A 21,464-nucleotide genomic window follows, 5' to 3' on the forward strand; every position below is an offset into this window, starting at 1 on the left:
GTGGTGACAAACTACCACCAGCGCTGCCTGACGCACTATTTTGACACCAAAGCCTATCCGCAGACGTGGGAATATTTCAGTAGACTGGATGAGAACATGGCGTCTGCTGCGATGGTGCTGGCCTCGACGGGGTCAGCGGCAACGGCACAGGGCATGGTGGCGAGCAATGAAGACAGGGTTCCTTCTTCGGCGTGGTACGTTACGGGCGAAATCAATGGCCGGCAGTTTTCAGGGTGGCTGGGCGCGCCCTATTGCCGGGAAGGTGAGGAAGTGGAACTGATTGCCGCGCCGGCGGGAGAGGAGTACCTGGTATATGCCCTTGTCCGGCCGCATGCACGCTCGCTGACCATGCCGCCGTGGTGTTACCAGGGAATACGACGGGCACGAATAGACGCGATGAAAGTCCCCATTTCGGTCGTTATTTTGTTAATTATTACGATGTTGGTAGTGTTTATTTACCAGGACGGCTGGGTTGTTACTGAAAAAATAGTGAGCGGGGTAACGATGTTCCTGACCATGGGGACCTTTCTGTATATCCTGCCCGCAATATGGACGATCTGGCGACGACATCCTTTTCCGAAAGAACAGTTGACGGAAGAGATATTGACTGTTGCTGGCTGGGATAATGTGACCAATATTGACCTTCTGAAACACGACAAGAAAAAGATAAAAGAATTTAAGAAACAAGGACGATCTATTCGATTACTTAAATCAGGATGGTGGTTTTATTACTATTAGACGAATTTTATTTGCGGGTTTAATTTTAAAGCTAATATTTATTGCCAGGTAGGATGTTATTATCTGATCTTTATCTGATTATATAGATGTGTTGGATAATCTTTTGTTTTTTTCAAAGGATTATATCTGAATGGTTATATTTTTATAGTGAGGATTTATGTTTCTAGGCTTAGTCAGACTCAATGATCCATTAAGTAGTGGTGGTAAAGTAATTTCAGTTTCGTCAACGATAATTGTCGATGGTTTAGGTGTCGCATTGCTTGGTGATACTGTTATATGTCCAATTCCATTTCATGGAGTAAATAAGATAATCCAGGGGGCTACAGAGTGGATCTCAGATGGAAAACCAGTAGCTGTGCATAAATGCATGTGTCAATGCGGTTGTTACGTCATCTCAACTCTTCCCTGTAGCGGGATTTGGTAAGTTAAAATGAGTTGGAATATCCCAGGTAAGAAGAAAACACAACCCGTGCCTTCTATAAGGTGGGGGCGTGATAGTGGTGTTTTTATCTTATTGCTAATAACTATTGTTCTGCTATTCACTCTGTTCTATTATATTACTCATAATAGTGATTTTCTTTATTATGCTTTTGCAATATCGCTAAGTGTTTTTTTAATATTCATTATATACTTAGGAATTAGGTTATTTCAACTCGGTGTATCCCTTGAAAAAAATGAAATGATATCAACGGAAAGTTCTAATATTGATTGTGAGTGGTCTGAATGGGCATCTGATTATATAAGTATTGTAGATTACAGCTATCTCTTTCCAGAAGAATCGCAGATACCTCATTTACTTGAAGTCAATGAGTTCAATGCCATTGGAGCCAGGGCGTTACATTTTCCAGAATCGATTAATTCTACTGTTTTATTCCATGAGTTATTGGCTCCCATGAGAGCTAGATTAATTGATATTACTTCTGAAAAAGGTCTGGTTATTAGCTTTATTGTTGGTCAGATGTCAGGGACTTCAGCATGGCAGTCTTTTTTATTGGCCTGGAAACGACTTGGGCTCTCTGATGATATAATTAAAAATAGTGAATTTATCTTGCATGATTATGTATTAAATATTAATGAATGGCTAAGTGTTACAGAGGATAAATTCAGATTAATTATTGTAGGGGAAAAATCAACGGAAATCAAAGATAATCACCATGGAACGGGTGATGGGATGTGTGCTTTTCTTTTTGCTCCGCCGATGTTAGTTAATCAGAATAATATTTTCGAGAAAGCAAGGTTGTATAGGTCTATCTCTACGAATGGAGGTGAACTGCTCAAAGACCTTAACGATCTTATTTTTTATCAGGCCAGGGTTGGGATAATAGACAATTTATTGATAGGCAAACATAGCGATAAAAAAGATGTGGCTAAGGTGGCAGTTCTTCTTAATGAGCATAATAACAACCTTGAGCAATATTATGCAGAGTTATATATCGGCATTCACGGAGAGTTTGATATATGGATGATGTTAATGTTCTCTTTGTTAAATGGACAAAACGTGAGTGCTGTTGATCTAATATTATCGGAATCGGATGAAAGAATTATATTGTCGAGGGTTAAAAAAATTAGAAATCAGGAATAGATATATGAAGAAGTCCACCTTGTTGCTGCTATTTGGTCGGTTATGTATTTTAGTTGTCGTTGGTTTGATATGCTATGTAGTTCTTTTTTACTACGGAGAGTATTTGGGGGTGAGGACCCAATCAACAAGGATAATAGTCGTTACAACTGTTTTAATAGCACTATGTTATATTTTTAAATTATGGCAGTTGAATGCGCTGAAATCAGTATTGATATCGTATGTTCCATTGTTAAAATATAAATCAATTGTTTATTCTTTTTTGCCATGGAAATCAGCTGATAAGACAAATGTTGGAAATAATATAACTACCACATTGGATAGTAATATATTCATTAACTTCCATACTACACTTAAAGATAACTATGGCCGCCTCTGGCGCGCCAAAACGCGTATCCTGCTGGTGATGGGGGATGCCTCCCAGGTTGATCAATTAGTACCTAAACTCACCTCTCAACGCTGGGTTGAAGGGGATGGCGTGGTGTTAATGTGGGGAGGTACGCTCACTGAAGCGCCAGATGCCTCGTTGTTTGATGCGATACGCAAGCTGCATCGGCGTCCGCTGGATGGGATTGTATGGGTAACCCCCACTTTTCAGCACCAGGATACACTGGTTCAATCGGCACCTGTTGTCTCTTTAACCGCAGAACAAATAGATAATGCCGCCCGCCATCTTCAGGCTGTTTTTACCACGCTCCGCTGGCGAGTACCGTTATACCTTTGGTCGCTGAATGGCGCTCAATTCGTCCGGGATGACGTAACCCTGCACTCTGCGACATGTTTGTTCCCTGCAGGATGCACCACGGCTTTATGTCGTTCGCAGTTGACCTCGTTGGCAATGCAGATGGCGGAGCAGGGTACGCAGCAGGTTACGCGCAATATCCGCGATAATTTCTTACTGAAAATGGCTAATTTGCTGATGCCTGGCGCAGAAGCCATCAGCGAATCGTTGTCCACTTTTTTCAGCCCGCATCGGCCTCTGCCGCTGGCGGCGGTAATCATGAGCCTGTATGCGGAAGATACTTCATCGCTCATCGCGCATGCCTGGATGCGTGATGAGCGCTGGCGTGCGCTGCTTGATTCACTCCCTGCGTTACCTGCTGAACTAAAGGCACAGCGTACAGGCCGTTCAGGGATGCGCGTGTTGGCCGTCTGTACAGCCGGTTTGATGCTGCTATGGGGGGCGGGAATGGTGGTATCTTTTCTGGCTAATCGCAATCTGATTGGCGAAAGTCTGGACCAGGCGAGCCTGGCAGGCGGTGCGGATAAACCGCTCGCCGAGCGTCTTACGGCGCTGTCTGCTCTGCAGCAAACGCCAGGCATGCTTCGCTGGCGTCAGCAGAATGGGACGCCGTGGTACTACCGTTTCGGCTTAAGCCAAAATGATGCTCTGCTGGATGCACTATGGCCGCGCTATACGCGTATCGCTATTCCGCTCCTGCGTGATGAAGCCGCCCAACATCTTACCCAGGAATTAACGGCTTTAACCCGACTGGCTCCAGACAGCCCGCAGTTTGCCGCCCAGGCAAAGATCGCCTACAACCAGTTGAAAATGTATCTGATGCTTTCGCGGCCTGAGCAGATGGAGGCGTCATTTTTTAGTCAGGCGCTGATGCAAGACTGGCCGGAGCGAGCGGGTATTTCGCGCGCATCATGGCAGGGCGTTGGCCCTGGGCTCTGGCAATTCTGGGGAGAGAACCTTCAGGCGCATCCTGAATGGAAGATAGCAGCCGATAAAAATCTTATTAGCCAGGTGCGAACGCTGTTAATTCGTCAGATGGGGATCCGCAATGGCGAAGCCGCCCTGTATCAGAAAATCATTGAACAGGTAACGCCGCATTACACCGATCTTCGTCTGGAAGACATGACCGGCGATACCCGGGCAGAGCACGTATTTTATACCCACAGTTCGGTTGCTGGCGTGTATACCCGCAAAGCCTGGGAAGAGGAGGTTTTGCCCGCCATTGAGAAAATCGTAAACAACCGTCGGGAAGAAATGGATCAGGTGCTGGGAGATGATACGCATTCTGCAAGTGACCCTCTCTCTCCACAGGCCTTAAAGGTGCGTCTTAGCGAGCGTTACTTCACGGATTTTGCCGACAACTGGCTGGATTTTCTCAACAGTATTCGCTGGAAGCGCACCCAGACGCTAAGTGATGCTATCGATCAACTCACGTTGATTGCAGATATCCGTCAGTCTCCTCTGGTTGCGTTAATGAATACGCTCGCCGTTCAGGGACGAACAGGGTTAACCGGAGAAGCGCTGTCGGACTCACTGGTGAAGTCGGCAAAGGATCTATTTAACACCAAAGAAAATCAAATCATTGACCAACATGCGCGGGAAGAAGGCCCTATGGCGAGTACCTTCTCGCCAATCCTGGCATTGATGGATGAACAATCGGCTGGGCAGGATATCAGTCATCTGAGTCTGCAAACCTACCTGACCCGGGTAACGCAGGTCAGGCTGAAACTCCAGCAGATTACTAACGCAGCCGATCCGCAAGGCATGAGCCAGGCCTTGGCGCAAACGGTGTTTCAGGGTAAAACCATCGATCTCACCACCACGCGTGACTATGGCAATCTGGTGGCTGCCAGTCTGGGGCAAGCATGGAGTGGATTTGGTCAAACTATGTTTGTTCAGCCACTGGAGCAGTCATGGCAGCAGGTGTTGCAACCCACCGCGGCGGGCCTGAATGCGCAATGGAAGGCGCTGATTGTGAATGACTGGAACACCGCGTTCGGCGGACGTTATCCGTTTCGCGATGTTGGCAGCGAGGCTTCTCTGCCGCTGCTGGCGCAATATCTGCGAAGCGATAATGGCCGAATCCCGCATTTTCTCGAAAGTCATTTAAGCGGTGTGCTGCATAAACAGGGAAGTCACTGGGTTGCCGACACGGTGAATGCTCAGGGGCTGGAGTTTAATCCGGCGTTTCTCGAGGCGATGGACCAACTCAGTCAAATTGCGGATGTCGCATTTATTCGTGGAGAAGCCGGGATGCGTTTTGAACTGCGTCCCGGAACGGCGCGGGACGTGATGCAGACTGACCTCGTGCTGGATGGGCAGAAACTCACTTACGTTAATCAGATGCCAGCGTGGAAAAACGTTGTCTGGCCTGCTGATACGCAAGCGTCAGGGGCAACCCTAAGCTGGGTGAGCACCAATTCGGGAACCCGAATCTACTCAGATAACCCCGGTACCTGGGGGTGGATCCGACTGCTTGAGAAAGCGGAGATAACCGATAACGCTGGCGTGAGTAGCGGTTTTAACCTGCGCTGGACTGCGCAGGATGGATTGCCGCTGAACTACACCCTGCGAACTGAAGCCGGTGAAGGTCCGCTCGCATTACTCAAACTCCGCGACTTTGAACTACCAGAAGCAATTTTTGTTGTTAGCGGCAAGATTTCCTCAGAGGAAGAAGAATGAGCGCTCTGAAACGTCTATTGGCTGCCAGCACGGCTTCGCCAGATGAACAACAGCAACTAATGGAACAGGCGCAAACGCAGACTGCGCTATGGCAAAACTGGCTATTGCCCATTTCAGCTGCCAACCCCGGTGGTGAAGATCCAGGCTATGACGATGATTTTCAGCATATGCGAGAGGAGGTGAATAAACTTTCTGGCGCACAAACGGATCTCATCATTGAGCTTGCGGAAAAAATCCTGATCCACACCTGTAAGGATGTCCGTGTTGTCACGTACTACACATGGGCGCGTTTGCATCAGGATGGTGAGTCCGGCCTGGCGGATGGTCTGATTTTGCTGGCTGGCCTGATGCAGCAATATGGCGATTCTCTCCATCCTTTAAGAGCCAACAGCCATAAGGCCGCCCTTGAATGGCTGGCAGGCGGGAGGATGCTGGATAGTCTGGCGCGTTTTCCCGAAGTTTCACGACCTGACGCGCAACGGATCGCCGGTGCGCTGATGCTGCTTGAGCAGCAGTTTAGCCAGCGAGAGGAGAGTATTCGTCCTGGGCTTGGGGGGCTGTATAGCGCGCTGGAGAACCGTCTGGTCCAATCTGGCGGGGCTCAGGCATTGGTGCCGCAAAATATCAGTGCTCAACCCAGTCGGCACAGCGCAGAAACCCCCGTCCTCAAAGGTATTGCCTCTGGCCGTGAGCTGCTGGAGCAGGCGCGGGTGTTGGCGAAATACTTAAGCGATCAGCCGGATGGTTGGCTGGCGGCGCATCATTTGATGAAAAGCGTGCGGCTCGATACGGTCAGCCAGCTTCCACCGCCAGATGGCGCCGGACGTACGCGCCTGGTACCGCCCAAGAGTGATTATCGCGCGCAGCTCAAACGTCTGTATTTGCAGCAAAGTTGGACTGAACTGATTGAGTTAACGGACAGCTTATTTGTTGAGGGAGTGAATCATTTCTGGCTGGACGTGCAATGGTACCTTCATCAGGCATTAATGAGGGCGGGATCGCCTTGGGATAAAAATGCCGGGATTATTATCAGCGATCTGAAAATGCTGCTACATCGGATGCCGGGTCTGGAAACGCTGGCGTTTAACGATGGGACTCCCTTTGCCGATGATGTCACGCGTGAGTGGATAGCCCGTGACGTGCTACAGGAAAGTGACTGGCATACTGAAAAAGTCGCTGCGGCTAGTGCAGGAACGGACGACGATATTCTGCTTCTTGAAAGCGAAGCTTTGACGTTAGCGGATAGCGAAGGCGTTGAAGCCGCGCTCGCCTGGGTTCAGGCACGACCAGGTATTGTTTCACGTCGACAGCGTTGGTTACGCCAGCTGTTGATGGCCCGTCTGACAGAACAATGTGGGCGCAACGATCTCGCGCTGCATTTGCTTGGGGAATTGAATACTACAGCACACTCTCTCACTCTCAAACAATGGGAGCCTGAGCTGCTGTTTGAAGTTAAAGCGCGACGGCTGAAACTTTTGCGTTTAAAAGCCAGCCGCAGTGAAAGTGACAAAGCGCGTCTGGCACCAGAGATGGACTCACTGTTGTCCGGTTTGGTCGCCATTGATCCCGCCAGAGCCGCCGTTTTGTGCGGTTAAAACAAAATAAGCGAACTGTAAAATGGAAGATTTAACTCTGCGTTATTATGACGCGGAAATGCGTTATTTAAGGGAAGCGGCAAAAGAGTTTGCGCAGGCGCATCCGGATCGTGCAGCGATGCTGGATCTGGATAAAGCCGGCATTCCCGATCCCTATGTGGAACGGTTATTTGAAGGTTTTGCATTTTCGATGGGGCGATTGCGCGCCAAAATAGACGATCATCTCCCTGAATTTACCGAAGGGTTGATGAGTCTGCTGTGGCCACATTATTTACGTACCATTCCCTCCTTAAGTATTGTCGAGCTTTTACCAGATATTGATGTGCTAAAAATGAGTGAGCGGATTAACGCGAAGTTTGGCGTATTGTCACAGCCCGTTGGCCCTAAAAAAACGGTATGTCAGTATCGTACTACTCAGCCCGTCACACTTAATCCGCTGTCTGTCGCGGCGGTGAAAATCGATGCCGAACCTGATGGGCGCTCGGTCATCCGTATGCGAATAAAGTGCAATCCACAGATGGACTGGTCGCAAACCGATCTGACGCACCTCAGCCTTTACCTCAGCGGTGACGCGCCGGTGACCCACGCGCTGCACCTTGCTTTGACAAAGCGTCTGGCTTCTCTTTATTTGAGACTCCCCAACAGCGTAGAACGTATTCGACTGGAGGGTTACTTTTCCCCGGGCGGATTTGCCGATGAAGACAGTTTGTGGCCAAAAGGCGATACGGCGTTTGGCGGCTGGCAATTGTTGCTTGAGTATTTTACGTTCCGCGAAAAATTTATGTTTGTCCATCTTAACGGTCTGGAAGAAATATCGTTTCCTGAGGGGATAGACTGCTTTGAAATAGAAGCGATACTGACTCAACAGTGGGATTCTGAGCTTCCTGTGGGGAGTGAAAACATTCGTCTTCATTGTGTTCCGGTTATTAATCTTTTCACTATCGAAGCCGATCCGCTGGTAGTTAATGGTCTGGAAAGCGAATATTTGCTGCGTCCGCGAAGGTTGCAAGATGGCCACACGGAAATTTTTGCAGTCGATGCGGTTTCAGGATCACAGCGAACGCGTAACGCCGTTTATGCCCCTTTCACCAGTTTTCGCCACAAGGGAGGCATGATGCGCCGTAATGCACCTGAGCGTTATTACCATACTCGTGTCAGACGCGGCGTATCCGGATTATATGATACATGGCTGATCCTCGGGGGAGATGCCTGGGAGCGGGATCGCCTTGCTGAGTATGAAACCTTGTCTTTGAAAGTGACCGGAACAAACGGTCAGCTACCGCGGCGAGCTTTGCAAAGTACATTGCTCAATCGTTGTGAGCAGATACTCCAGACGCCGCTTGCCGTTCGCAATCTGTCTAAACCGACGCTACCTGCTTACCCTCCCGCTGAGGATCGTTTTCACTGGCGAGTGTTGAGTCACCTGGGATCCAGCTTTCTGAATATGATGGCCAGCGCTGAAGTGCTTAAAGGAACGTTGTCTCTCTATAACTGGCAGGATGATGAACTTAATTATCGTCGTCTGGATGCGATCATGGATGTTCAACAACATGAAATACAGCGCTTTGAAAAAGGATTTCTACTCCGTGGTGTGGACATCGAAGTAACGCTTGATGAAAACGGATTTACAGGCGAAGGCGATATTCATCTGTTTGGTGAAATGCTTAACCGCTTTTTTGCATTGTATGCGGATATTCATTTGTTTAATCAGCTTACTTTAATCATACAGCCGGCAGGGAAAAGCTTGCGATGGAAAGAGAATCACAATCAGCGACTACCCGGTTGCTAACGAGCCTTGGCGAACACCTACCCCGTACTAATTTTTATCGTTTCTGTCAGTTGCTGGAACAGTGGGATCCACAAGCGCCCTGTCCCGGAAGCCAACAAAGCCCACGTTTCGATACCATTCGTTTTCGCCCTCATCCGGGGATGGGATTCCCGGCGGGTGAAATAAAAAGTGCAGAATATGATCCGCAGCAACCCACACTTCCACCAACGGTTCGTGTCACTTTTATGGGGCTGTATGGCGTGGAATCGCCGCTGCCGACAACCTATCAGGATGATATTGCCCAGCGTCAGGAAGGTGCGGACGTTGCCGCTGAGTTTCTGGATATTTTTAACCATCGCTTAATTACGCAGTTTTATCGAATCTGGCGTAAATACAGCTATCCAGCGACTTTTCGACCAGGCGGAACAGATGAAACATCACAATATTTGCTGGGGTTGACTGGGCTGGGAATTCAGGGGTGCGCCATACAAACAGCTACCCCGATATCGCGCTTTTTGGCGCTGCTGGGAATAATGAGAATGCCAACGCGTACGGCAGAAGGTATATCCGCGCTGGTTTCTTTATTATCGCCAACAACAAATACCACCGTGGCCCCTCATGATAAACGCTTAATCCTGCTGGATAAGGCGTTAAAAATGAGTGTGCGGCAACCCGTTAGCCTCCATTCTCGTCCGGTGATGGGAAGTAGCGCCGTAGATATTAACAGTCAGGTGCTAATTACGCTTACAACGGACGTTCCTGATGAAGCTCGCGAATGGTTACCGGGTGGCCAGCTTTACCATGATTTTCTCGCGCTGATGCATGTTTATTTAGGTGCCAGAGTGAATGCGAGACTGCAATTACGCATTCCTCGATCGGTGCTTCCGGATGCTCATCTTACCAGTAATAAAAGCGAGCACGCAGTTCAGCTTGGCCGCACGGCTGTGATGCGTCTGGATAACCAGGAAGCTAAGAATCAATTTATAACAATTAAGCTTGGGCTTTGGCAGAGCCTTACTCAACATGTTCAACGGAGGGAAGCCGATGAGACTGGCGATTATCGCTATTAATTTTGCCGTAATAACCGGAATGGTCAGTTTAGTTACTGGGTGTGGTCTGACACAAAAAGTATCTGAAGGTACCGTGTCATTAACGAAGTCGATTTTTTATAAGGAAATTAAAACCCTGCATTTGGATCTTTCCGCCAGAGAAGCCGCAAATAAAAATGCGCAGGGCATAGCGCTTTCGACGGTCGTGCGTATTTACCAACTCAAAGATCGAAAAGCATTTGACTCGGCTAATTATCAGTCCTTATTTGCGCAAGATAGTACGGTGGTGAAAGCAGATTTATTGGCTCAGAAAGATGTTAGGGTACGACCAGGTGAAAGCGTAGCTGTCGATATTCCATTCGAAAACGAAGCGCAATATGTTGCCGTGGCGGGAATGTTTATTTCTCCCGATCAGTCTGAAGATTCATGGCGTGTGGTATTACGTCGTGAAGATCTCGATCCTGATAAGGCGCGAGTGATTGAATTAAATTCTCAGGCTCTGGTTCTCCTGATGCCGGAGGATGAGTAATGATTAAACAGCCTTCTCTTTATGACATCTTGCTGGGTAATTTTTCCGGTGGTTTTCCTTTGCTCGCAGTCAGCGAAAATACGCAGGTCATCTTGTCCGTCCTCGATAATATGCAGCGCATTTTGAATACTCGTGCCGGTAGCCTCAAACATTTACCCGATTATGGTCTGCCGGATATGACCAAAATCCTCCAGGGTATGCCGGGAACAGCACATCAGCTTATCAGCACGCTTTCTCAGGTTTTGTTGAAGTATGAACCGCGGCTAAAAGGAATTCAGGTAACGATGCAGGAGCAGGAAACACCGGGACATTTGCGTTATTCCATTGATGCTGAACTGCAAGACCTGGGCATTGTTCGCTATGGCACTGATTTTACCCCTGAGGGGCGGGTTCTGATTCGGCACCTCAAGAGGCAGGGTTGGCTTGAGACTGGAGTGTACTGACATGGAAAAGAATCGCATCAGCACCGGGGGAGATCCACGTGCTTTCATGGAGTTTGGGCAATTACGCGATGAAATTAGCAAGCTGACTCACCCTGCGCGTCCGGACGTTGACTGGCAAAAGGTTGAACAGTTAAGCCTGGCGCTGTTTCGTCATAACGGAGTCGAACTGCAAACACTTGCCTGGTACACCGTCGCCAGAATACGTAATGCGGGACTGGAGGGACTTGCCGAAAGCACGGAACTTCTGGAAGCATTACTGACGCATCACTGGAGTGCAATATGGCCACAGCAAACCCATGCCCGCGTTGAGATCCTGGCATGGTTGTCTGTCCGCTTACAGCAAGAATTGCGTACCCTAACGCTGTCATATGCTGATTTATCAAAAGTGTATCGGGTTGAACAAAGTTTAAAACATGCCTGCGCAGTGCTGCAACGGCTTGAATTGAAAGCGCTTAGTAAAATGGAGGCTGTCGTTACCTGGATGCATAACGCAGCTTTACGCCTGGAGAAGTCTGAAGCGGATTCGGGATCCACCGCTGTGATGATACCGGCTTCAGGTACGACTAATCACGCTGAGAAGTCTTTGCCACAGTTGGTCTTTGTGGTTAATGAAGCATCGTCGCCCGATCAATCAAGCGCAGCGGAGTTTGCTACTCAAAGCGTTCATCGACCCCGGCGAATGTGGTTGGGATTCGCCATCGGTGTCATGGCTACGGCAGTGGTGAGTACAGGCACTTTTCTTGGTATCAGCCCTATGTGGGACGACAGATTTGAACTGGTTCAGCCATTGCCACGGGGGCTGACACCTGAACAATTGTCCACATTGAAACATTCCTCAGATTTGAAAGAGAAGAAACAGGAATTAATCGCCGCAACGCAAGGGCAATTGGACGTTTTACATCGCCTGTCACCTTTGTGGTCAAGAGAATATGCCGCATCATTAGCACAGCAATTAGTCATCCTGTGGCCGGAAGAATCGCAGACTACGGTATTCGCCAGCGGATTACAGAAACAGTTAAACACGGAAGCGTTGCCGGAAAGTGCTCTGCAAAACTGGCATCATGCCCAGCAGGGGCTGGAGGCGTTAACTGCCCAGCTAAATTCGCTTGATGAACGTAAAGGTAAATATCTGACGGGTTCGGAGCTGAAATCAGCCATTTTCACTATCCGCCGCCAGCTTGACCAATCGCCGCCGACAGAAGAGTTATTGCGTCAAATTGATGAGGAGTTAAAAAAGCAGGGAAGTGTATCACCCGCTTTGTATCAGCAACTTGATATGCGGATTAATCAGCTTCTTAATCGTTATGCGCTGTTGAAACAAAGTTCGGTGAGGAGAGAATAGTGACTATTCTCCAAAAGCAAAAACCCGCCTTTTGGGCGGGTTCTTTAAATAGTGATGCCCGAACTCGGACTAACGCTGTAAGCGTTGAACAGCGCGCTTGTCGCGCTGGCCCCGAAGGGGTGAGCCGCTGGCGGCGAATAATCGAACGAAGTTCGATGAAGAGTCCGTTTCGCCAAAAGCAAAAACCCGCCTTTTGGGCGGGTTCTTTAAATAGTGGTGCCCGGACTCGGAATCGAACCAAGGACACGGGGATTTTCAATCCCCTGCTCTACCGACTGAGCTATCCGGGCAACGAGGCGCATTAAAACCGATTCGCTTCGTTTCGTCAACGAAATTTCTTCAAATCAACGCAGACTGCACAATCTATCACCACATTGTTGCTATTGCACGCATTCTCAGGCAAAAAATGCCGTCCACGCGGCGGAAAGCGGCATTGCCAGCAGAAGGGCAGGAAGCATATTCACAACCGCAAACATTTTGATTCCACAAATACGTAAACCGGTTGCCAACAACAGCAGTCCACCTACGGCGCTGAAATCGGCCATCATGGCTGGCGTCGTCAGGGGCAAAATAAGTGCTGCGCAGGTGGCAAGCGTTAGCTGGATTGCCAGCATTGGTACACAAATTGCCGATACCGCGATACCTAATGAACAGGCAAAAATGATGGCCGTGAAGAAATCAAGAAACGACTTCGCGATTAAAATATTCGGGTCGCCGGTCATCCCTTCATGTATCGCCCCGAAGATCCCGGTACCACTGGCGCAAAATAGCACGATGATGGCCACATAGCTCTGGATGAAGGATTCGTGTGTGGTGTTGGCATCCGACCGGGTGAAAAGCTGCTGCGCTTTGGCAACCGCGGTATTGATCCCTTTTTCCAGATAACAGAACTCGCCAATTAATGCACCGACTAACGTAGCCAGGACCATCACCGGTAGGTTAGCGCACTTGATAACCAGCAAAATACCAATTCCCAAAGAGCACAGTCCGAATATGGAGGTCATGGAGGCACGAATGCGTTCCGGTAAATGCTGGCTGAGTAGTGCGCCGAGAACACCACCAAATAAAATGGCGCCAGCATTAATAAAGGGTCCAATTACCACGTTTGCTCCTGCATACCCATTATCGTCTTGATGCTAAAGGCAATTCTCTGGGTAAAATATGTTTTCAGATTGCATTATTATGCCGCGATTGACAGGCGAAATGCTTGTTTATCTGTGAGGTTCAGGCTCCGGATTTTATCTTGCGCCTGAAAGTGAAAGGTGCCATGATTGCGCGAATTTTCTCCTGTCTGAATGGGGCTGCCTGGGATGATATTACTCCCCCTACATCGCCTTCAACATCGCCTTTTTGCGCGACGTTTGCCCCTTCCTGCGACTTATCTTTACGCTCCCACCATGCGGTGAGGGCAGCGCACGCTCACTGCAGGATAACAGTAAAATCAGAGGCTATCTGCTTTTACTGATGTCTGGCGGTCGGGGCTGGTAACCAGTTTGACCTGTCATTTCGTGGGCAAAGCAATGTGGCTTTGTCCGGGACTTTTGATTTTCCCGAAACGGGTTATTGCGCTTATGAAATCAATGAAAATTGCCGCCAGTGGAGAACTGGTTTCTCGTCTGTCCAGCCATCGTCAGGTGGTGTCGCTGGACAGTACTGATTTTACTGACGTTGCGGCAGTCGTCATTACCGTTGCGGATAGCCGCAGCGGGATCCTTGCTTTGCTGAAACGCACCGGTTTTCATATACCCGTGTTTCTGTTCGCAGAGTCGGATGTTGATCTGCCGGCGGGCGTGAATGCGGTCATTCGCGGTCAGGCGCAGGACTGGCTGGAGCTGGAGTCTGCTGCCTGTCAGTATGAAGAAGATTTGCTGCCGCCGTTCTATGACACGTTGACTCAGTATGTCGAGATGGGGAACAGCACATTTGCCTGCCCAGGACATCAACACGGTGAGTTCTTTAAAAAGCATCCCGCGGGGCGCCATTTCTACGAGTTCTTTGGTGAGAATCTGTTTCGCGCGGATATGTGCAACGCCGACGTTAAGCTTGGCGATCTGCTGATTCATGAAGGCTCGGCGAAACATGCGCAGAAATTTGCTGCGAAAGTTTTCCACGCGGATAAAACCTACTTTGTGCTGAACGGGACCTCTGCGGCCAATAAAGTAGTAACCAATGCGCTGCTGACGCGCGGCGATCTGGTGCTATTTGACCGTAATAACCATAAGTCGAACCACCACGGTGCGCTGATCCAGGCGGGTGCGACGCCGGTGTATCTGGAAGCGGCGCGTAATCCGTTTGGCTTTATTGGCGGCATTGACGAGCACTGCTTTGATGAGGAGTATCTGCGCCAGCAACTTCGTGATATTTCGCCGCAAAAGGCAGAACAACCGCGCCCGTTCCGTCTGGCGATCATTCAGCTCGGCACTTATGACGGTACGATCTACAATGCCCGGCAGGTGATCGACAAGATCGGTCATCTGTGTGATTACATCCTGTTTGACTCTGCATGGGTCGGTTACGAGCAATTTATTCCGATGATGGCCGATGGGTCACCGCTGCTGTTGGATCTCGATGCTAACGATCCGGGGATCTTTGTCACCCAGTCGGTACACAAACAGCAGGCCGGATTCTCGCAAACTTCGCAGATCCACAAAAAGGATAACCATATTCGCGGTCAGGCGCGGTTCTGCCCGCATAAGCGTCTGAATAATGCATTTATGCTGCATGCTTCCACCAGTCCGTTTTACCCGCTGTTTGCGGCGCTGGACATTAACGCCAAAATCCATGAAGGCGAGAGCGGCCGTCGGCTATGGGCGGAGTGTGTGACGCTGGGCATTGAGGCCCGTAAAGCGATTCTTACCCGCTGCAAGATGATTCAGCCGTTTATTCCCCCGGTAGTTGATGGCAAACCGTGGGAAAGCTATCCGACGCAGGTGATTGCCAGCGAGCGCCGCTTCTTTAGCTTCGAACCAGGTGCTAAATGGCATGGTTTTTCCGGCTACGCGCGCGACCAGTATTTCGTCGATCCTTGCAAACTGCTGTTAACCACTCCGGGCATTGACTCACAAACCGGGCAATATACCGAGTTTGGTATTCCGGCGACGATTCTGGCGCATTACCTGCGTGAAAACGGCATCGTGCCGGAGAAATGCGACCTTAACTCGATTCTGTTCCTGCTGACCCCGGCAGAAAGCGCAGAGAAACTGGCGCAACTGGTGGCGATGCTGGCGCAGTTTGAGCAGCATATTGAAGACGATACGCCGCTGGCAGATGTGCTGCCCACTATCTTCAACAAGTATCCGGTACGCTATCGGGATTACACGCTGCGTGAACTGTGCCAGGAGATGCACTCACTGTACGTCAGCTTTGATGTGAAAGATCTGCAAAAAGCGATGTTCCGTCAGGAAAGTTTACCTGCCGTGGCGATGAACCCACAGGATGCGAACAGCGCTTTTATCCGTGGTGATGTTGAACTGGTGCGGATTAGTGAAGCAGCTGGCCGCATTGCGGCGGAAGGTGCGCTGCCTTATCCTCCGGGCGTGCTGTGCGTGGTACCGGGCGAAGTATGGGGTGGGGCGGTACAGCAATATTTCCTGGCGCTGGAAGAGGGCGTAAACCTGCTGCCAGGCTTCTCGCCGGAGCTGCAAGGAGTTTACAGTGAAACGGATGCAGACGGTATTAAGCGTCTGTATGGATATGTGGTGAAGTAAGTGCAAAAAAAGCGGGTTACCTTTTGGCAACCCGCTTTTCTCTGCGTAAACGTTAGTGCGCGATAGTCTGGGTGCCTGCTGGAACGCGTACGTGTTTGTATTTAAACAGCGCAACGAAGGCAAAAGCCAGAACCAGCGAGTAACCTGCGAAGATCAACCACACGGTCTGCCAGTCGGTAATACCGTTCAGCGTATAGTGTTCAACGACTTTACCGCTCACCAGTCCGCCCAGAATACAACCGAAGCCGTTGGTCATCATCAGGAACATACCCTGTGCGCTGGCGCGGATTTCAGGGCGTACTTCTTTCTCCACGAACACAGAACCAGAGATGTTGAAGAAGTCGAAGGCGCAGCCGTAAACAATCATCGACAGAACCAGCAGCACGGTACCGAACGGCGTTGGATCGCCGTAGGCAAACAGGCCGAAGCGCAGCATCCACGCCACAATACTGATAAGCATCACGTTCTTAATACCGTAACGGCTTAAGAAGAACGGGATGGTCAGGATAAACAGCGTCTCGGAAATCTGTGAAATCGACATCATCACCGATGCGTGTTCCACGATAAAGCTACCGGAGAACAGCGGGTTGTTATCGAAGCTGTGCAGGAAGGTGTTACCAAACATATTGGTAATCTGCAGCTCTGCGCCCAGCATCATTGAGAAGATGAAGAAAATCGCCATACGCTTGTTTTTAAACAGCGCGAAAGCATCCAGACCGAGCATTGATGTCCAGCTCTGGTTTTTCTGCTGATTGGCAACCGGAATATGCGGCAGCGTCAGGGTGAACAGTACCAGTACCAGGGACAATGTCGCACCGATGTACAGCTGCATATGGCTCAGTTCAAAGCCGGAGAAGCTCACTGCCCACATCGCCAGAATAAAGCCGATGGTGCCCCAGATACGAATTGGCGGGAAGTCAGTAACGATATCCATCCCGGCAGATTGCAGGCGATAGTAGGAGATGGTGTTGATTAGCCCCAGTGTTGGCATATAGGCCAGGGAGTTAAGCAAGATCACAAAGAACATGGCCCCTGGCGTGGTGACTTCGGCTGCGGCAAACAGCGTTCCTGCGCCGACCAGGTGGCAAAGGGCGTAAACCCACTTCGCACTGATCCATTTATCGGCCACGATCCCTAACAGCGTTGGCATAAACACGGCGGCGATCCCCAGCGAGCTATACACCGCGCCAATGGATGCACCATCGAATTTAAGGGTGACAAACATATAGGAGCCGAGGGTAGTGAGCCAACTACCCCATAAGCAGAACTGCAGAAACGAGAGAACTTTCAGCTGCAGCTTAAGATTCATGTTAATTTCCTCACACCGTAATGCGGATGAATGTTTTAAAAGGCACATTTGCCGTGGCTATATGATGTGATTCTATCAATGAGAGGCACTCTTTTTTTGTTACCTGTGACAAATATTTGCAAACAATTTCTGATTGCAAAGCAAAAGAGTGATGGAGTTAACATTTTTGGTGCTTCAGGCCCCCGTTTTAGGGGGCTGAAGAGGAATACATTAGCGGCGTCGATAGGATTTTTGTGCGGAATTGACCTTGTAAAGGTATCGGCGTGATTCAGCAGAGGGATGTCGGGTGGTCAGCGTTTGATAAACGTCACCTGGAGACATGCTGTTAATGATATTCGCGGCCTGAATTTTATCGTTCGAGAACACGCGCAGCACGCTGCCCGCGCCGCCGTTATACGCGGTGATTACCGCATAGCGACGTGAGGTCGGATTATCGATACCACCCAAATAGACATTGTTGAGCATTGCCAGATAGGCCGTACCGGTATCAATGTTGCTGGCCGGGTCAAACAAGAAGCTACGGCTTGGTGTGCCTGAGCGCCCTTGCGAGCGGAACACATCTTTCCCGGCGCTGTGCTGTACCACCTGCATCAGTCCCAGCGCATCGGCATGGCTCACCGCATACGGGTTAAACGAGGATTCGGTTTGCATGATAGCCAGAATCAGCGACTCGTCGACGCCGTACTTACGTGAAGCCTGACGCACCATACCGACGTATTTATGCGCGCGCTTATCAAGGTGGTTCGGCACCAGATTGATCGTCACGCTATAGATGATACGCAGGCCATTGCTGCGGCTTTTAAGTCGTGTTTGCAGCAGGTAGTTGGCAAAGTTGGTGGCACGCCCCTCCCAACGAATGGGCTGGCCGGTATTATCAACCACCTGTCCGTACAGGAATGGCTCTTTGGAAATCTTAATGTCGTCGACATCGGAATAGAGGTCGATAGAACCCGGATCATCGCCCATCAGCAATGTCTTGATAATCGCTCGACGCAGGTGTCCAGCGGGATCTGTCCCGGCAATGGTCTCGACGGTTATCGTACCGTCATCAAAGTTGATGTGGCTGCGGGTTTGATACTGATCGGTATACTTGACGTAGTCCTTCGGACCCGCAATCAGCACTTCCTTAAATCCCCACAAATTCTCAATATTATGGGCAAATTGCCCCATCAGAATATCAAAACCGTTGGTATCCTTGACCCAGGCTTCGTTATAGGAATCGCCTTTTTTGGTCGAACTGGAACAGGAGATGAGCAACGGCGCAATAACGGCAAGCGCGAGAAATTTTTTCATCATTCCGGGAGTGCGTGTTGTGTTTGTTGTTTGCAAGGACCAGATTAAAACGTAGGCCGGATAAGCGCAGCGCCATCCGGCAACGGTTCTTATGATTCTGGCGTATAGCCTTCAATATGCACATCCTTACCTTCAAACAGGAAGTTAATCATCTCCTGTTCCAGTAACTTACGGTGTTCGACGTTCATCATATTGAGTTTTTTCTCGTTAATCAGCATGGTCTGTTTATGCTGCCATTGCGCCCATGCTTCTTTAGAAATCTCGTTATAAATGCGTTTTCCCAGATCGCCCGGGTACAGCTGAAAATCCTGGCCTTCTGCTTCGCGTTGCAGGAAAGTGCAAAAAATCGTTCTGCTCATAAAAAGTCCTCTCTATCGTCCGGTACGTTAAACGTGTGTACCGGCACGTAATTGCTGTAACAAACGCTCCACGGGAGCCGCCAGTCCGACCGACGGCGGTTGCGCTAAGTTATACCAGAGCGCGTTGCCTTCATCCATGCATGAGGTGAATGAAGACACGGGAAGCCACATAGGCACAATATCTAAGTGGAAATGGCTAAAGGTATGGCGAAACGCATTAAGTTGAGTCAGATTATCTGCGTTAATTTGTCGTTGCGCCAGCCAGTTGCGCAGTCCATCTTCGTCGTCAAACTGCGGAAAACAGTATAAACCACCCCATAAGCCGCTGGGCGGTCGCTGTGTAAGCAGCACTTCGTCATCATGCTGCATCAGTAAAAAATAGCCCGTTCGTTCCGGTAGCGTCTGTTTGGGCTTTTTACCGGGATACAGCGCCCAACTTGCATTGGCGCTCGCCACACAGCCATTTTCCAACGGACACAGGGAACATTTAGGTTTTGAGCGCGTACAGACCATGGCGCCTAAATCCATCATCGCCTGATTAAAACGCTCAACACCCTGGGCCGGCGTAACTTGCTCACTCAGCTCCCACAGCTTCTTTTCGACCTCTTTTTTACCCGGCCAGTCGCTTACAGCATAACAGCGAGCCAGCACGCGTTTGACGTTACCGTCGAGAATCGGAAAATGCTGACCCAGAGAGAGAGAAAGGATCGCGCCTGCGGTTGAACGTCCGACGCCAGGTAGGGCGGCTACTTCATCAAAGGTTTGCGGAAATATACCGCTATGCAGCGTCACAACCTGCTGCGCGGCTTTATGCAGATTACGCGCACGGGCGTAATAACCCAGCCCGGTCCACAAATGCAGAACTTCATCCAGCGGCGCATGGGCTAAATCCGTTACCGTTGGGAAGCGCGCCATAAAGCGCTCAAAATAAGGGATAACGGTCGCAACCTGAGTTTGTTGCAGCATTACCTCAGAGAGCCATACTTTGTAAGGCGTCTTGTCAATTTGCCAGGGCAGCGTTTTCCGCCCGTATTTGTCGTACCAGCTCAAAACCTGAGCCGAAAATTGAGACGCTTGCATGATTACCGTTTCATTATTGCCGGGGGCAAGATTGCAGCACAGCGGCAACGGGGTGTAAACCGGAACTTTCCGCTGCTCACTTTCTTCCTTTACTTGCATCCGGCAACTAACTTTGGATAATGCCCGTTTTCAGAACTCAAACACAGCAGACTAAACTTTTATGAAGAACGACGTCATTTCACCGGAATTTGATGAAAACGGCCGCCCTCTGCGCCGGATTCGTAGTTTTGTTCGTCGCCAGGGGCGACTGACGAAAGGGCAGGAACACGCGCTGGAAAACTACTGGCCGGTGATGGGCGTTGAGTTCAGCGAAGAGCCTGTAGATTTCGCAGAACTGTTTGGCCGTGACGCGCCAGTCACGCTGGAAATCGGTTTTGGTATGGGAGCGTCGCTGGTTGCAATGGCGAAAGCGCGTCCGGAACAGAATTTCCTCGGCATTGAGGTTCACTCACCGGGCGTTGGTGCGTGTCTGGCTTCAGCCCATGAAGAGGGTGTCGAGAACCTGCGCGTCATGTGCCATGATGCCGTTGAAGTCCTGCATAAAATGATTCCTGACAATTCTTTATCTATGGTTCAGCTGTTTTTCCCTGACCCGTGGCATAAAGCACGTCATAATAAACGCCGTATCGTTCAGGTACCGTTTGCTGAGCATATCTTAAGTAAGCTGAAGCTGGGCGGCGTGTTCCATATGGCGACCGACTGGGAAGCGTATGCGGAGCACATGCTTGAAGTGATGTCCTCGATTGACGGGTATAAAAACCAGTCAGAGAGTAACGATTATGTACCGCGCCCGGAATCGCGCCCGGTAACCAAATTTGAACAACGTGGTCATCGTCTTGGCCACGGCGTATGGGACTTAATGTTCGAGAGGGTGAAATAATGGCAAAGAACCGTAGCCGTCGTCTGCGTAAAAAGATGCACATCGAAGAATTCCAGGAAGTAGGATTTTCGGTTGCATGGCGTTTCCCGGAAGGTACATCTGGAGAGCAGGTCGATCAAATCGTTGATGACTTTATCAATGAAGTCATCGAACCGAACAAGCTGGCTTTTGACGGCAGCGGCTATCTGGCCTGGGAAGGTCTGATCTGTCTGCAGGAAATCGGCAAATGCACCGAAGAACACCAGGCAATCGTGCGTAAGTGGCTGGAAGAGCACAAACTCGAAGAAGTGCGTACCAGCGAACTTTTCGATATTTGGTGGGACTAAGTAGCACAGGGTCGGCAAATGCCGACCCGATTTGTATTGAGGA

Annotated in this window: 18 protein-coding genes and 1 tRNA gene; 13 read left to right on the forward strand and 6 right to left on the reverse strand. The window is 49.8% G+C overall.

The annotated features are described in order from the left end of the window. The 10 genes from OGY71_RS20290 to OGY71_RS20335 all read left to right on the forward strand — a co-directional run. A partial coding sequence (locus OGY71_RS20290; RefSeq protein WP_286613621.1) for a putative type VI secretion system effector occupies positions 1-738 on the forward strand: 738 nt, incomplete at its 5' end. A 157-nt stretch (positions 739-895) separates the two neighbouring features. Continuing rightward, positions 896-1,162, forward strand: coding sequence for a PAAR domain-containing protein (locus OGY71_RS20295; protein ID WP_286613624.1), 267 nt, complete (start codon positions 896-898; stop codon positions 1,160-1,162). Between the two features lie 6 nt (positions 1,163-1,168). Then, positions 1,169-2,320, forward strand: a complete 1,152-nt coding sequence (locus tag OGY71_RS20300; RefSeq protein ID WP_193134697.1) for a hypothetical protein — start codon at positions 1,169-1,171, stop codon at positions 2,318-2,320. A gap of 4 nt (positions 2,321-2,324) precedes the next feature. Then, the gene (locus tag OGY71_RS20305; protein ID WP_410198770.1) at positions 2,325-5,741 is read left to right on the forward strand and encodes an ImcF-related family protein; all 3,417 of its coding nucleotides are present in this window, start codon (positions 2,325-2,327) and stop codon (positions 5,739-5,741) included. Then, on the forward strand, positions 5,738-7,336 hold the full coding sequence (gene tssA, locus OGY71_RS20310) for a type VI secretion system protein TssA (RefSeq protein WP_286613630.1): 1,599 nt from the start codon (positions 5,738-5,740) through the stop codon (positions 7,334-7,336). Before OGY71_RS20305 ends, tssA begins: the two co-directional genes overlap by 4 nt. A 22-nt stretch (positions 7,337-7,358) precedes the next feature. Next, positions 7,359-9,125, forward strand: coding sequence for a type VI secretion system baseplate subunit TssF (gene tssF / locus OGY71_RS20315; RefSeq protein ID WP_257662094.1), 1,767 nt, complete (start codon positions 7,359-7,361; stop codon positions 9,123-9,125). Next, on the forward strand, positions 9,086-10,174 hold the full coding sequence (gene tssG, locus OGY71_RS20320; protein WP_267440673.1) for a type VI secretion system baseplate subunit TssG: 1,089 nt from the start codon (positions 9,086-9,088) through the stop codon (positions 10,172-10,174). Before tssF ends, tssG begins: the two co-directional genes overlap by 40 nt. Beyond that, the gene (tssJ, locus tag OGY71_RS20325) at positions 10,149-10,682 is read left to right on the forward strand and encodes a type VI secretion system lipoprotein TssJ (RefSeq protein ID WP_126957934.1); all 534 of its coding nucleotides are present in this window, start codon (positions 10,149-10,151) and stop codon (positions 10,680-10,682) included. The genes tssG and tssJ overlap by 26 nt, the downstream gene beginning before the upstream one ends. Further along, complete coding sequence (gene tssE, locus OGY71_RS20330; protein ID WP_286613634.1) at positions 10,682-11,125, forward strand: type VI secretion system baseplate subunit TssE; 444 nt, start codon at positions 10,682-10,684, stop codon at positions 11,123-11,125. Before tssJ ends, tssE begins: the two co-directional genes overlap by 1 nt. A 1-nt stretch (position 11,126) precedes the next feature. Then, entirely contained in the window at positions 11,127-12,467 is a 1,341-nt protein-coding gene (locus OGY71_RS20335) for a VasL domain-containing protein (RefSeq protein WP_200921191.1), read from the forward strand. A 214-nt stretch (positions 12,468-12,681) separates the two neighbouring features. Here the strand turns inward: OGY71_RS20335 and OGY71_RS20340 are convergent. After that, a tRNA-Phe gene (locus OGY71_RS20340) sits at positions 12,682-12,757 on the reverse strand. 105 nt (positions 12,758-12,862) lie between these two features. Beyond that, positions 12,863-13,570 (reverse strand): DUF554 domain-containing protein, encoded by a 708-nt coding sequence (locus OGY71_RS20345; protein ID WP_003825390.1) that lies wholly within the window; start codon positions 13,568-13,570, stop codon positions 12,863-12,865. 468 nt (positions 13,571-14,038) lie between these two features. On the opposite strand from OGY71_RS20345, the gene OGY71_RS20350 reads away from it, so the two are divergent. Beyond that, complete coding sequence (locus OGY71_RS20350) at positions 14,039-16,174, forward strand: ornithine decarboxylase (RefSeq protein ID WP_286613638.1); 2,136 nt, start codon at positions 14,039-14,041, stop codon at positions 16,172-16,174. Between the two features lie 52 nt (positions 16,175-16,226). Here OGY71_RS20350 and OGY71_RS20355 read toward each other — a convergent pair whose 3' ends face one another. The 4 genes from OGY71_RS20355 to mutY form a co-directional block, all read right to left on the reverse strand. Next, positions 16,227-17,483 (reverse strand): nucleoside permease, encoded by a 1,257-nt coding sequence (locus tag OGY71_RS20355; RefSeq protein ID WP_008785778.1) that lies wholly within the window; start codon positions 17,481-17,483, stop codon positions 16,227-16,229. A gap of 210 nt (positions 17,484-17,693) precedes the next feature. Continuing rightward, complete coding sequence (gene mltC / locus OGY71_RS20360; RefSeq protein WP_008785777.1) at positions 17,694-18,779, reverse strand: membrane-bound lytic murein transglycosylase MltC; 1,086 nt, start codon at positions 18,777-18,779, stop codon at positions 17,694-17,696. An 86-nt stretch (positions 18,780-18,865) separates the two neighbouring features. Further along, complete coding sequence (locus OGY71_RS20365) at positions 18,866-19,135, reverse strand: oxidative damage protection protein (RefSeq protein ID WP_003027126.1); 270 nt, start codon at positions 19,133-19,135, stop codon at positions 18,866-18,868. A gap of 27 nt (positions 19,136-19,162) precedes the next feature. After that, entirely contained in the window at positions 19,163-20,215 is a 1,053-nt protein-coding gene (gene mutY / locus OGY71_RS20370; RefSeq protein ID WP_032934106.1) for an A/G-specific adenine glycosylase, read from the reverse strand. Positions 20,216-20,375: 160 nt separating this feature from the next. Here mutY and trmB point away from each other — a divergent pair, with 160 nt between their 5' ends. Together trmB and OGY71_RS20380 are read left to right on the forward strand one after the other, a co-directional pair. Next, positions 20,376-21,095 (forward strand): tRNA (guanosine(46)-N7)-methyltransferase TrmB, encoded by a 720-nt coding sequence (gene trmB / locus OGY71_RS20375; protein WP_003825406.1) that lies wholly within the window; start codon positions 20,376-20,378, stop codon positions 21,093-21,095. Next, the gene (locus OGY71_RS20380) at positions 21,095-21,421 is read left to right on the forward strand and encodes a YggL family protein (RefSeq protein WP_003027115.1); all 327 of its coding nucleotides are present in this window, start codon (positions 21,095-21,097) and stop codon (positions 21,419-21,421) included. Before trmB ends, OGY71_RS20380 begins: the two co-directional genes overlap by 1 nt. Positions 21,422-21,464 lie beyond the last annotated feature (43 nt).

It is taken from the genome of Citrobacter sp. Cpo109, assembly GCF_030332565.1.
GTDB classification, from domain to species: domain Bacteria; phylum Pseudomonadota; class Gammaproteobacteria; order Enterobacterales; family Enterobacteriaceae; genus Citrobacter; species Citrobacter portucalensis.